Genomic DNA, 13,065 nt, shown 5'->3' on the forward strand with positions numbered 1-13,065 from the left:
ACCAGGCCACCGGCGTGGCGGCGCTCGATGCCCAACGGAAGCTCGGCCAGATCGTGCGCCACGTCCTGTCCAGCGATTCCAGCGTGGTGACCGTGGACGGTATCGCCTGGCAACCGGCCTCCCCGGGATCGTCGGAAGAAGTGGGTGAGCGCACCTATGTCCTCGAGGCCGATGAGGGCGGGGCGGCGAGGATACGGTTCGGCGAGGGTGAGCGGGGTGCTCGCCCTCCCGCCGGCAGCGAGGTGACGGTGACGTACCGGTCCCCTGACAGAGCCGCCCTGACCGTGACCGTTCCCTGGCCCCCAGCATCCAGATCCGTGGTGCTTGGGCTGGATGAGAGCGAGTTGACGTTCGGGGGCGCCGGCAACGCCTCGAGGACAATCTCGGGCGTCCCGACCTCGATCACCGCATTCGTCGGTCGCGCAGCCTTCGGGAGGTTCAACGACCCGGTACCCGTCCGGACCTTTGCGGAGTATGAGCGAGAGTTCGGCGGCTTATCGCTGGAGAGCACCCTCAGCTATGCGGTGCACCAGTATTTCCTCAACGGTGGCAGTGAGGCGCTCATTGTCCGGGTGAGCGACGCGCCGGATGGTACCGCCAGTACCGATAGCGAGATCGCGGGCAGCGGCCTGGAGGCAGCCCAGGAAGGTCTTTGGGCGCTGGAAAAGGCCGACCTGTTCAATATCCTGTGCATCCCCCCGCTGAGCCGGACGAAGGACCTCGACCCCATCGCAACCTTGAAGCCCGCGCTGGCCTACTGCCGAGCCCGGCGGGCCATGCTGATCGTGGACCCACCGTCCACGTGGAACACCCCGGCGGAGGTCCTGGACCCGAACACCGGACTGGACAGTCTGGGCCTCACAGGAGAAGACGCCTCCAACGCCGCGCTCTACTTCCCGCGGGTACGGCTGCCGGATCCGCTGAACGGCAATCAGCCGACCGCGTTCCCGCCATGCGGGATGGTAGCCGCCATCTACGCCAGGACAGATGCCCAGCATGGTGTCTGGACCACTCCGGCCGGCAGCGACGCCATACTGCTGGGAAGCGCTGAGCCGGTGTATCCGCTGAGTAATGCCGAAAACGGGATGCTCAACCCGCGGGCGGTGAACGGAATTCGTATGTTTCCACCCGAGACCGTTGTCATCTGGGGCGGGCGGACCTTGGCTGGAGCAGATACCCAGGCCTCGGACTGGAAGTACGTCGCGGTACGACGTCTCGCGCTCTACATCGAGGAGAGTCTCCTTCGCGGCACGCGGTGGGCCAGCTTCGAGCCGAACGACGAACCTCTGTGGGCTCAGGTGCGCATGACGGTAGGTGACTTCATGCATGGTCTGTTCAGCCGGGGCGCTTTCCAGGGCGCCGTTTCACGGGAGGCATACTTCGTCCGATGTGACCGCGAGACGATGACGCAGGACGACATCGAGACGGGCCGGTTGATCATCCTGGTCGGCTTTGCGCCGCTCAAGCCAGCCGAATTCGTGATCATCCGGATCCAGCAGGAGCATGCGGATCAATAGACGTGAGGACAGGCACTCACCGAAGCCTGCGGGTGGCAGGAGCCTAGCTAAGCACGGAGTAAGGAGTTATAGAAGAGCAGATCGGCTCACCGAGGCCGACCGATCGCGCCAACCTCTGGCCTCGACAGAGGGGGTCCCCGTGTATCCGCTGCACCTGGCCGCGCTCATCCTGGTCGCCGCTCCGCCCGGACCATCGCCGGGCGACTCCGTCCCACTGTACACCAACCTCGGCAACCATCACCACGCAATCACCACCAGAGCCCCCGCGGCCCAGCAGTACTTCGATCAGGGGCTGCGCCTGGTGTTCGGCTTCAACCATGCGGAAGCGATCCGCGCGTTCAATGAGGCCGCCCGGCTCGACCCCGCCTGTGCGATGTGCTACTGGGGAATCGCCCTGGCCTATGGCCCTCACGTCAATGCGCCAACCGATTCCGCCAGCAGTGCGGCCGCCTACGCTGCCGTGCAAAAGGCGTTGGCCCAGCTCTCCCATGCGAGCCCACGGGAAAAGGCCTACGTACGCGCGGTGGCCGCGCGGTACGCGCCGGTGCCGCCGGCCAATCGCGCCGGGCTGGATTCGGCGTACGCGCGGGCCATGGGCAAGCTGGTCGCGAAGTATGGCGACGACCTCGACGCGGCGACGCTCTACGCCGAATCGATGATGGACCTGCGGCCCTGGAACTACTGGAAGCAGCCCTCGGGGGAGCCCTACCCCGGCACCCTGGAGATCGTTGCCCAGCTCGAGCGGGTGCTGAAAAAGAATCCGCTGCACCCGGGGGCGTGCCACTATTACATCCACGCGGTCGAAGCCGTGCAGCCGCAGAAGGCCTTGGCCTGCGCCGAGCGGCTGGCGAAACTGATGCCCGGCGATGGACACATGGTGCACATGCCCGCGCACATCTACATCCGGTTGGGGCGCTACGCCGACGCGATCGAGAGCAACGTGCACGCGGTTCATACCGACGTGATGTACATCGAGGACCAGCATCCCGTCGGGGTCTACCCCATCGCCTACTATCCCCATAACCTGCACTTTCTTTCCTTCGCAGCCACGATGGCCGGCCGAAGCGCGCAAGCCATCGATGCCGCGAAGGGGCTGCTGTCGAAGACCGATATGCAGGTCGCCCGCCAGGTGCCGATGGTGCAGACGTTCGTGCCCTTCCTGGACCTGACGCTGGTCACGTTCGGTCGCTGGGATGAGGTGCTCAAACAGCCGCTGCCCCCGCCGGATCTCACGTATGCGAGCGCCCTCGCGCACTACGCCCGCGGCGTCGCCTTCGCGGCGACCGGGAAGTCGTCCGATGCCGAGGCCGAGCTCGAGGTGGTCAAGCGATTGGCTGACTCCGCCTCGGCAGAGAACAAGCCGGTGTTCGACATCGCCCGGCACGCGCTCATGGGAGAGATCGCCGCGCGAAAGGGACAGCTGGAAGAATCCATCGCCCACTTCCAGGAAGCCAAGAAGACGGAAGACGGCATCCTCTACTTCGAGCCGCCGAGCTGGTATTACCCCATCCGGCACTCGCTCGGGGCCGTCTTGCTCCGTGCAGGCCGTCCGGCCGAGGCGGAAGTGGTCTACCGCGAGGACCTGAAGCGGTTCCCCGAGAACGGCTGGGCACTGTTCGGACTCGAGCAGGCGCTCAAGGCCCAAGGCAAGACCGCCGAGGCCCAGCAGGTGGATGGGCGATTCCGGAAAGCGTGGGCAACGGCGGATGTGACGCTGACGGCGTCGCGGTTCTAGGGAGCCGGCCGCCGACTCGGCAGCTGCGGACGCTCCCCGCCGCCTCCCATGAGGTGCAGTGCCAGCGCCTTCCGCGTATGGAGGCCGAGCCGGTCGAGTACCCGCTCGAGGTAGTGCCGAACCGTGTGCGCGCTCAAGCGGAGCCGCTGGGCGATCACCGCGTTCGACAGCCCCTCCGCCGCGAGCAGCGCGACCTGGGGCTCGCGGCCCCGAAGTCCGAAGGTGACTCGCAGTTCCTGCGTCGTCGGAAGCGCCGCGGTCAGGCGGTCCACCAGGACCAGCACGCCCGGTTCGGTCAACAGTGTGCCGGCCGCCACGCGGCTCGCGGACAACCGGTAGAAGCCGCCCGGCAGCTCCAACTCCTGCGCGTCCTCCCGCTGGCGCTCGGACGATGCGGCCTGGGCTGCCTGGCGGCTGATGTGGTCGAGCAACCGGTCGCGCGCGAGCTCCTCCTGGAGCAGCTCGTTCAGGCGCTCGTTCCGCGCGACTTCGCGGCGCCCCTCGTTTCCGAAAATGGCCATGCCGGTCTCCACGTCGTCGAACGCCTGACCGAGCGTGCTCCGCCAGGCGCGAAGCCGGTGCAGGGTCGCGAGGCCGGCGATGAGTGCGCAGCGGAGAGATACGACGACGAGCCAGGCCTCGGAACCCTCCACGGTGGGGGACCAGCGCACGTCCCGCAGTCCCCCCTCGGGGCCTTCCAAGGCCGCCCACAGCCACCCCGGGTGGTCGTTCGGGACATGCAGCAGCGCTTCGAGCCCGCCAATCGAATCCGCAGGTAGCTCCCGCCCCGGGACGCCGCACACCTCCCGAACCCGCTGAACGCTCTCGGCGAGCCACGCGTCGCGGCTCCCCCACTCGAGGGGAGACATCAGGACTTCGATTGCTCCAACGAGTGCCGCCAGGTCCATGAGCCGAGCCGTGAGTGTTGACCCACTACGCTTGGTACCCGGCGTGAAGTTTCCGTGAATGTTCCTCCCAAGCCTGGCGAAATCATGGGACGAACGTCCCCTGCGGGAATCCACGGCGGGGGGCAGGTTGACGGGTGATCCCGGCAGCATGCCATAGGCAGCAGACCGTTCCGTCCAGGGGGGTACACGATGAGTCCTTCAATTATCAGCCGACTTTCCCTAGCCGGCGTGCTGCTCGCGACCCTCGGTCTGCCCGCCGCCGCCTCGGCGCAGTATCGCCTTCCCACGGTCGTGAGCGCGGCCAAGGCCGACAGTCTCCACAACGCTGCGGCCACCCTCGTCGCCGCGCACCGCTGGCGTGACGCGGCCGCTCTGTACCGCCGCTCCGCGGCACTCCGGGGTGCCGAAGATCCGGTCGGGTTCACCTGCTTGCGCGACGCCGCAGCGCTCGCGTACGCCTCCGGTGACCGTTCGGGAGCCCGGAACGACATGGCTGCCGCCGCCAGTCAAGCCCTGACCCGGGGGGACCTGCGCGAGGCGGCGCTGGCCTACCTCGACGCCGCGTGGATTGCGCAGGAGCAGAAGGACCCGCGTCAGGTCTGGGAGCTCGGCCACCGCGCCGAGATGCTCGCCGATTCCCCGCTCCTGGGCGCCTCGGATCGAGCCACGATCCTTCGGCGGATCAGCCGTGATCCGGCCATGCAGCTGGCTTTGCAGCAAGAGCCGTAGAGGCGCTACCTCAGCGGAGTTGGAAAGGAGGGGGAATGACTTGATACGCCGCCGAGCCTACGCCACTCGGCGGCGGTTGGCTGTGTGGGAGCGATCGCGACCTCAGGCTCGAGGTCCTGGCCTTGGCGCGTCCGCTGTGGTAAGGTTTTTGGCATATCGCCGAGCCTTCCAGGCTGTCAATCGCGACCATCGACGCTCCCTTCGATCCGATGACTCTCAGAGTTGCCCCGCGCCTGCGTGCATCGCTCTCGCTCCTCCTTGCTGCCCTCGCCGGCTGCGGGGGAGGAGACTTGGTCCTGCCGAACCACGGCCAGCCCTCCCAAATCGTGGTCGTCCGGGGCGATAGCCTGAGCGGAACCATCGGCGAGCCCCTGGGAGATTCGCTGGTCGTGCGGGTGGTCGACGGGTTCGGCGATCCGGTCGCCGGGTCCGAGGTGACCTGGACCGCCGAGGGGGGAGGCACCGTAAGCCCGCCGACCAGCGTGACTTCGTCCGATGGACGGGCCGGCACTCAGCGGGTGCTGGGCGCCGATATCGGCACCTACGGCACCACCGCCGCGCTCCTGGGGATCGAGACACCTCCGGACCCGGTGCGGTTCACCACGCTGGGCGTGGCCGCGCGGCTTGCCCTTAGCGTGGCGCCGCCGGCCACCGCCTCAACCGGCGTGCCGCTGAGCCCCCAGCCGGTGCTCCAGCTCAAGGACGCCAGCGGCAACGACATCGCCCGCGAGGGCGTGGTGGTAACGGCCCAGATCTCTGCCGGGGGTGGCACGCTGGACGGCGGCACGACCTCCAGCAGCGACGCTGCCGGGCGGGTGGCCTTCGTCGATCTCGCGATCAGGGGGTCGCCCGGTACCCGGAGCCTCATCTTTGCCGCCGATGGCTTTGCTTCGGCCACCGCCAGCGTGGCGGTCGGGGTCGGGGCGCCGGGGGCGATCGAAGCGGCGGCTGGCAGCGACCAGGAGGCCGAGGTGGGCAAGGCAGTGGCGACCCGCCCGGCCGTGGTGGTGCGCGACGAGGACGGCAATGTGCTCGAGGGCATTCCGGTGACGTTCAAGGTGGCCGGGGGCGGCGGATCGCTGGACGGTGCCAATCCGGTGACCGGGAGCGACGGCGTGGCCACCGCCGGCGGCTGGACCTTGGGGCAGAAGGTCGGGGCCAACACCCTCGAGGCCAGCCTCTCGGGGCTCGACGTGAGCGGCAGCCCGGTAGTGTTCACCGCCACGGGCACGCCCGGCTCGGTGAGCGCCGGGAAGAGCAAGGTGAGCGCCGCGCCCGAGACCATCACGGCGTCGGGCGGATCGAGCAAGAGCACGATCACGGTGACCGCGCGCGACGGGTTCGACAATCCGATCCCCGGCCTGGACGTCACCCTGTCGGCCACCGGCCCGGGCAATACGCTGACCCAGCCGGCAGCTCCGACCGGGAGCAATGGATCGACGACGGGTGTGCTGAGTGCGACTACTCCGGGGAACCGCCTGGTCTCCGCCACAATCGGCGGGACGGGCGTGACCCAGACTGCAACCATCGCCGTGTCTGCCGGCGCGCCCAGCGCCTCGCGCAGCAGTGCGACGGTGCCGAACGGCACTGCGGGGAAGGCGACGACCATCGAGATGCGGCTCAGGGACGCGCAGGGCAATGACGTGTCGGGCCAGGCGGGTGCGATCGCGCTGTCGGTGTCAGGGGCCAACTCGCGGAATTCGTTCAGCCCCTCGGACCAGGGCGGGGGGCGCTACACGGCCGCGTACACGCCTGAGAAAGCGGGCACGGATCAGGTGCAGGTGAAGGTGTCGGGGACGGCGCTATCCGGTTCGCCGTTTGCGAGCGTGGTGGAGGCGGGGGACGCGGCTCCGGCGACGTCGCGGGCGGTGGTGCCTGCCTGTGTCGAGTTCCGCAACCTGCCGGCGACGATCACGATCACGGCGTTCGACGAGTTCGGCAATCTGGTGAAACGGGGAGGGGACGACTTCCGGATCCGGGTGAATCAGGGATCGTCGACGATCACCCCGACGGACAACGGGGATGGGACGTATACCGCGCGGCTCGATCTCAGCGTGGGGGTGTTCCGGATCGATATCACGCTGGACGGGACGCCGATCAAGGGGAACGCGTTTCAGATCGTGGTGCCGTTCCCATTCGCGGGGTGCTAGGGGGGCACTCCGGACGGCACCTTCGCGCACATCCCATTACTCGCGAGCGCGCACCAGCTCACCGCCAGCTAGGTTCTCACTGCGTCCGATGTCGCGCGCGGTGGTGTGCGCGAAGCGCTGGTGACGACCGCGGCGTAGAGCCCCACAATGGCGAGTACTGCCAAAGTGAGCGGGGCATCCAGCCGAAACAGGAGGATAGAGTCAAGGCTGGCAGTGAGGACCGAGGCCAGGAGCTGCACCAACCCGTTGCCCACCAAGTACTGGCTTGCTCCGCGCTACGCACACTGAAGGCGCGAGCCTCACCGGCCTGGAGCCCTCCCTACCTCAGCGCCGCCCCCGCCCCCACCCCCAGCATCGCCTCCCGCACCAGCGGCACCGGCGGCCCTCCGTACGAGAGAAACCGGTCGTGAAACGCCTTCCACCCCCCGCGCCCACCGTGCGTCGCCGTCCAGTCCGCCCGCAACTGGCGGATCATCAGCTTGCCCAGCGTGTAGTTGAGATACTCGGGATCGAACGTCCCCCGCGCCGCCTGCTGCCGCGCCGTCGCCCCGTCCTGTAAGGCGTCCTCCCGGAAGAGCCGCTCCGATTGCGCCTGGGTCATATGCCCGGTGTGCATCCCGATGGCCGAGAGATAGCGGGCATCGCGGAGCAGCGCGTTCTGCAGCTGGCCGATGTGCACTTCGGGACTCCCGTTCCCCAGGCCCGCCTCCCACATCATCTCCTCGGCATAGTGGGCCCAGCCCTCCGCGAAGGCGTAGGTCACGAACACCGCGCCGAACTTGTCCGCCGACCGATTGGAGTGGAGGAACTGGACGAAGTGGCCGGGCCAGACCTCGTGCACGCTGGTGAACTCCAGATTGGCCCGCCCCGGCAGGTAGTCGTGCTGCTCTTTCTTCGACCAGGACGGTTCGGGCGGCGCCACGTAATAGACGCTCGGCAACCCCTTGTCATAGGGTCCGGGCGGATCGATGTACGCGAAGTTCCAACGCTGGTACGGTGGCGACTCGTGGACCTGGGCCTTCTCGGTGCCGGGAACCGTCACCAGATCCTTCGCCCGGACGAACGCGGCGAGCGAATCCAGCTGCAGTCGCGCGGCCTCCACGATGGGGCCCGCGGGCTTGATATCGTTCGCCTTCTCGACGCACGCCTCGAGCGCCTGTCCCTTGGCAAACGCCGCGCACGCCTCCTTGAGCGCCGCGATGTTGCGGTCGAGATCCGCACGGCCGAGGGCCTCGAGCCGATCCAGCGGGACATCCACTCTGTCAGTGGCATGGAGCATCCGCGCGAAGAGCTGGGGACCCATCGCGAAGCTGTCCACCGCAGTCTTCTCCTGCGAGGCGAACCACTGGTCGAGCCGATGCATCGATTCGGCGGCCGCGGTCAACGCCGAATCGAGCGACGCGCGTACCGGGCTGTCCTCCACACTCGCGAAGGCCTTCGGCGCGTCGTTGCGCAGGAAGCCCACCAGGCCCCCGAAGCGGATCCGGCCGATCGCCACGTACGACTTGGGAAGCGGCAGCCGAAGGTTCGCCTTGATTTGATCGGCGGCACGCGGCACCGCGCGGGCCCAGGCCGTGAGCGCACGGGCTCGTACCGTCGGGTCGGCGTAGGGTCGGGCGATATAGACGTTGGGATCGAGGTTGTCGGCGTACCAGGTGGGGTTCTTCGTCGGCCACTTGGCCTCGTCGCGCCAGAAGAGCTGGCCTTCGATGACGTCGACCAGGTATTGCCGCTGCAGCCGGCGCGGCGCGTCGAGGCCCGTGGTGTCCCACGCCATCGCCGAGTCGCGCGCCGCGCGAAGCTGGGCGACCGCACTGGCGAGCCCGGCCTCGCTCCAGTCGGGCAGCTTGCCGTCAAAGTCGTGCCGCCCCTGGTAGACGGCGAATCCCGGGTTCGCGGCGAAGTACGCCTCGAGGAACCGGTCGACGAATTGGTCCCAGTCTCCACCGCGGGCCACGGCCTTTGGCGCGGGCCGGCAACCCCCCGCCAGGGCGAGAGCCAACAAGCCCAGGGCCAGAGACCGACGCCTCATTCGGACCCCTTCTTTGCGGTCGGAGGCAGGATGCCGTTGAGCCGCAAGTAGATCGCCGACGCGCCGTAGTGGTCCGCCCAGTCGGCTACCAGGTCGAGCACGGCGCCGGCGCGGCTGATGGTACGCCCGCCGAAGAAGGGCACGGTCTCGCTGAGCCCCTCGTCGGTGAGCTTGGCCAGCGCCGTGTTGCAGAACTCGAACGAGCGCTTGGCCCGCGCGACGAGCGTCTCCTTGCTGGCCGTCGGCTGCAGCTTGGGCTCGGCCGGCGGCTTGGTTCCAGAGATGGTGGAGCACATGTAGTCATTGGCTCCCGCGACGTGCAGCACCATCTCGCCGAAGCTCATCTGCGCCGGGGTCGGCTTGAAGCCGAACTTGTCCGCCGGCATCGATTCCGCCGCGGCAACCAGGTTCTTCTGCGAGCGCTCGGCCTCGTGGCGGAGCGCGTCGGACACGGGACTGGACGAGGACTGGGCGAGCGCGGCTCCAGGGAGCAGCGCGGCGGTGACAACCACAAGGCAGAGCGTCCGCATGGGGGGATCCTTGCAAAGGCGTGGCAGAGGACATCCGTGGGTCCAATCTATACGGATGTCCCCGCCTCTACGTGCCACTGTGAGCCCTGTCACGGGTCGCGGTCGGCAGCACCGTCATCATGGGGGCCGACCAGCGTGCCGTGAGCACGCACAGTGCGGGAGGCATACGATGACGAAAAGACGATCCAGCTCCGACGTGACCCTCGCGCTCCTGACCGGCCTCGGTATCGGGGGCGCGCTGATGTTTTTCCTGGACCCCCGCGGCGGTGCCCGCCGCCGGGCCGTAGTCCGCGACCGCACCGCCCGCGCCATGCGCGCCGGCCGGGATGAGCTGCGGCAGGACGTGCAGGACGCGCGCAACCGGATCTCCGGCATGGTGGCCGAGGCACGCGGCCGGCTGCGGCATGAGACGGTGGACGACGAGCAGCTGGTGGCGCGAGTGCGGGCGGATCTCGGCCATTGGACGGATCGCGCGGGCGCGATCGAGGTCGCAGCCGATCGCGGCACCGTCACCCTTCGCGGAGAGGTCTCGCGCGAGGCGGTCGGTGACATGCTTAGCGCCGTTCGCCGGGTTCCGGGAGTCGAGCGAGTGGTCAATCACCTGACGGTGCGGGAGACGTCGGCCGGCTCGTTCGCCGGACCACGGCCGGACTGAACATGTCGGGTGCCGGGGGTGCGCTCGAGCGGCAGGTGAGTCTCCCGACCGCGGCCGTCACGCTCGACGGAACACTCGGCGTTCCGCCGGACGCGCGGGGCATCGTCTTGTTCGCGCACGGAAGCGGGAGTAGCCGCTTCAGCCCCCGCAACCGGTACGTCGCCCGAGTGCTCCGTGAGGCCGGCCTCGCCACCTTGCTGGTGGACCTGCTGTCGCCCAGCGAGGAGCAGGCCGATCTGGCGACTGGCCGTCTCCGCTTCGACATCGGCCTGCTCGCCGATCGCCTGGTCGATGGGCTCGAGTGGCTGGCGCGCGAGCCGTCCACCCGCGCGTTGCCGCTGGGGCTCTTCGGCGCCAGTACCGGTGGCGGCGCGGCGCTCGTCACGGCGGCTCGGCGTCCCGAAGGCGTGAGTGCGGTAGTGTCACGGGGTGGCCGGCCGGACCTCGCGGGCGATGCGCTGCCACGGGTCCGGGCGCCGACGCTCCTGCTGGTGGGCGGGCACGACGACGTGGTGATCGAGCTCAATCGCGAGGCGATGCGGCAGATGCAGGCGGAGGTTCGGCTCGAGATCGTGCCTGGAGCCAGCCACCTCTTCGAGGAGCCCGGCGCGCTCGAGCGTGTGGCCGTGCTCGCCCGCGACTGGTTCCTTCACCACCTCGCGGCCCTCGAGTCGCCGTTGAGCCGGCGGCGTTAGCGCGCCGGCTCCCGGCGGAACACCTTTCGGAGCTCGCCCTTGGCCCGCTCCAGGACGCGCCTCCGCTCCGGACTCAGGTTCTTGCCCGCGCGATTGATGTAAAGATTCAGCATGGACATCGCCGAGCGGAACGGCTCCGACTTCCGTCGTCCGCTCCGCTCGGCCGATCGCTTCAACGACAGCGCGACCTGCCTCGCGCTGCGCTGCTTGAAGACGGCCGGCTCGAGGTCGAGCGCGTTGCTCCGCTCGGTGACCCGCTTGGACCAGCGTCGTGCTGTCGGGCGTCGTGCTGTCGATTTCCGTGCTGCCGCTCGCTTGGCGTGGGATGTCTTGGGCATATAGTCCTCCGGTCGAGCACCCAGCGTAAGGGACTCTCAATCGATGGCGCGGTGCGGCGGGTCACGCCTGTCCCGAAAACAGCACGGCCGCTCGACGGAGCGGCCGTGTGCGTCAAGCTCGAGCTCTGCTCAGAAGATCCGCACGATCTTCCCCAGGGAGGGCACCCCGCTGGAGTTCACCAGGAAGAGCATGTAGTGCCCCGGCGGGGCGAGGTTCGCATTGGCCGGAGCCTGCAAGGTGATGGTGCCGGTCCCTCGTGCCGTGATTCTGAGGACGTTCATCCGCTGGTTCTGGTTGAACGAATGCGTCACTGAGGACAGGCGGATCCAAGTGGCCTTGGCAATTCCGGTCGGATCGGCCGTCGTCACCGTAATCGCCCCGCCGTAGCCAACGCTGAGTGGCACGTTGTCGAGATTCGGCCGATCGGCAGGAGTTCCGTCCACCTTGAACAGGTAAGGTGGGGAGAAAATCTCCGCGGTGTAGTCGTCCGTCAGCCCGGTCGCCGCCGGCTGTCCGCTTCCCACCGAGAGCACCCTGCCGTCCGGAAGCAGCAAGGAAGTGGAATGGTAGAGCCGATAGTGGCTCATCCGGCCGAGGCTGGTGAACTTCTCCGTGGCCGGGTCCCAGAGCTCCGCCCCGAGCACCTTGCTGTCGGTCGGCGCGACGTTGAAACCGGTCGCATTGCTGCCTCCGGTGACCAGTACCTTGCCGTCGGCCAGCAGCGTGGCGTTCATCTGACGTCTGGCAACGGACATTGTGCTGGTAAGAGCGCGCCACCCGGTCCCGGCGTTCAAGTCGATGACCTCGGCCGTCGCGGTGGGTGTGCCGCCGCCGCCTACCAGGAGGATCTTCCCTCCGTCGTACATGACCGCCGATCCATAATCGCGTTTGCCGAAGTTACTCACCGGACCGTTGCTCCACGTCCCTGTGCCCCTGGTATCGAGATACAGAGTGGCCTGGTCCGGACCGGCCATGAACACGCGGCCGTCCGGAGCAACGAATGCCATGGGGTAAAGCGGGAGCGGCTTCTGTGCCGTCGTCAGAACGCGCCAGGTGCCGTTGGTGGTCTGGAAGACCTCCGGGATAAGGTTCCCGGTCTGCGCGGTGTCGCTGCCGGCCATGGTCAGCATCTCGCCGTTCGCGAGGGTGGTGGTGCTGGGATACCAGCGGCCGTTCTGCATGTCTGGTGCGCGCGTCCAGGTGTTGGTCGCGAAATCGTAAAGGTAGGCAGTCTTGATGCCCAGATTGTCGGTGCCGCTGTGACCGCCGGTCACCAGCAGCCGGCCGTCCGGCAGGAAGGCATGACCGCTGCAGAAGAAGTCAGCGGGACGAGCGGCGCTGCCGAAGACATTCGGATTGCCCGGGTCCCAGAGGACCGGATTGTGATCCATCCGGCCCCAGGTCATGACGACACCGTTGGGGAGCAAATGGCTGTGAATGGCGACGGCCGGCCACGCCAGCGGCGAGGACCAGGTGCCCATCACCGATTGGGTCGCGTCGGTTTCGAAGCTCACCACCACCGACTGGGCCTGGCTCATGGCAACCACGCAGGTACCGCTGTTCTGCCCGATTCCGTTTCCATTGACGTCACAGCTAGCACCCGACCAGGCCTTGAGGTAACTGCCTGAACCTGCCGTGGAGGTGAGCGTCACCGATACACCGGAGCCGTAGGTCGCAGAGCAGCCCGAGCTTCCCGCCGAGCCTCCGGTGATGGTGCAGTTGATCCCGGCCGGGCTCGAGCTGACCATGCCGCTCCCGCCCGCGCCGCCTGCAAC

11 protein-coding genes are annotated in these 13,065 nt (G+C 68.1%); 6 read left to right on the forward strand and 5 right to left on the reverse strand.

Features of this window, described 5'->3' with window-relative positions; translation table 11 throughout:
• Together VHR41_07150 and VHR41_07155 are read left to right on the forward strand one after the other, a co-directional pair.
• On the forward strand, window positions 1-1,517 hold a 1,517-nt coding region (locus tag VHR41_07150; protein HEX3233957.1), incomplete at its 5' end, for a phage tail sheath C-terminal domain-containing protein.
• Between the two features lie 139 nt (window positions 1,518-1,656).
• On the forward strand, window positions 1,657-3,252 hold the full coding sequence (locus tag VHR41_07155; protein ID HEX3233958.1) for a hypothetical protein: 1,596 nt from the start codon (window positions 1,657-1,659) through the stop codon (window positions 3,250-3,252).
• Here VHR41_07155 and VHR41_07160 read toward each other — a convergent pair.
• Window positions 3,249-4,121 carry a LuxR C-terminal-related transcriptional regulator gene (locus VHR41_07160; protein ID HEX3233959.1) on the reverse strand — a complete coding sequence of 291 codons (873 nt, stop codon included), beginning with the start codon at window positions 4,119-4,121 and terminating at the stop codon, window positions 3,249-3,251. The two genes, VHR41_07155 and VHR41_07160, sit on opposite strands and share 4 nt — an antisense overlap.
• A 228-nt stretch (window positions 4,122-4,349) precedes the next feature.
• Between VHR41_07160 and VHR41_07165 the strand changes: the two genes are divergently transcribed.
• The gene (locus VHR41_07165) at window positions 4,350-4,889 is read left to right on the forward strand and encodes a hypothetical protein (GenBank protein ID HEX3233960.1); all 540 of its coding nucleotides are present in this window, start codon (window positions 4,350-4,352) and stop codon (window positions 4,887-4,889) included.
• A gap of 290 nt (window positions 4,890-5,179) precedes the next feature.
• Complete coding sequence (locus tag VHR41_07170; protein ID HEX3233961.1) at window positions 5,180-7,039, forward strand: invasin domain 3-containing protein; 1,860 nt, start codon at window positions 5,180-5,182, stop codon at window positions 7,037-7,039.
• A 319-nt stretch (window positions 7,040-7,358) separates the two neighbouring features.
• Here the strand turns inward: VHR41_07170 and VHR41_07175 are convergent, their stop codons facing one another.
• Both VHR41_07175 and VHR41_07180 read right to left on the reverse strand, forming a co-directional pair.
• The gene (locus tag VHR41_07175) at window positions 7,359-9,071 is read right to left on the reverse strand and encodes a DUF885 domain-containing protein (protein HEX3233962.1); all 1,713 of its coding nucleotides are present in this window, start codon (window positions 9,069-9,071) and stop codon (window positions 7,359-7,361) included.
• Window positions 9,068-9,601: a DinB family protein gene (locus VHR41_07180; protein ID HEX3233963.1), complete on the reverse strand. Its 534-nt coding sequence runs from the start codon at window positions 9,599-9,601 to the stop codon at window positions 9,068-9,070. Before VHR41_07180 ends, VHR41_07175 begins: the two co-directional genes overlap by 4 nt.
• Before the next feature lie 169 nt (window positions 9,602-9,770).
• Here VHR41_07180 and VHR41_07185 point away from each other — a divergent pair, with 169 nt between their 5' ends.
• Both VHR41_07185 and VHR41_07190 read left to right on the forward strand, forming a co-directional pair.
• Entirely contained in the window at window positions 9,771-10,256 is a 486-nt protein-coding gene (locus VHR41_07185) for a BON domain-containing protein (protein ID HEX3233964.1), read from the forward strand.
• A 2-nt stretch (window positions 10,257-10,258) separates the two neighbouring features.
• Window positions 10,259-10,951 carry an alpha/beta family hydrolase gene (locus tag VHR41_07190; protein HEX3233965.1) on the forward strand — a complete coding sequence of 231 codons (693 nt, stop codon included), beginning with the start codon at window positions 10,259-10,261 and terminating at the stop codon, window positions 10,949-10,951.
• Here VHR41_07190 and VHR41_07195 read toward each other — a convergent pair.
• Together VHR41_07195 and VHR41_07200 are read right to left on the reverse strand one after the other, a co-directional pair.
• The gene (locus VHR41_07195) at window positions 10,948-11,289 is read right to left on the reverse strand and encodes a DUF3175 domain-containing protein (protein ID HEX3233966.1); all 342 of its coding nucleotides are present in this window, start codon (window positions 11,287-11,289) and stop codon (window positions 10,948-10,950) included. The genes VHR41_07190 and VHR41_07195 overlap by 4 nt on opposite strands.
• 129 nt (window positions 11,290-11,418) lie before the next feature.
• Window positions 11,419-13,065 (reverse strand): galactose oxidase-like domain-containing protein (locus tag VHR41_07200; protein HEX3233967.1); only part of this gene is annotated, 1,647 nt, incomplete at its 5' end.

It is taken from the genome of Gemmatimonadales bacterium (assembly GCA_036265815.1).
In the GTDB taxonomy this organism is placed as follows: domain Bacteria; phylum Gemmatimonadota; class Gemmatimonadetes; order Gemmatimonadales; family GWC2-71-9; genus CAVVWJ01.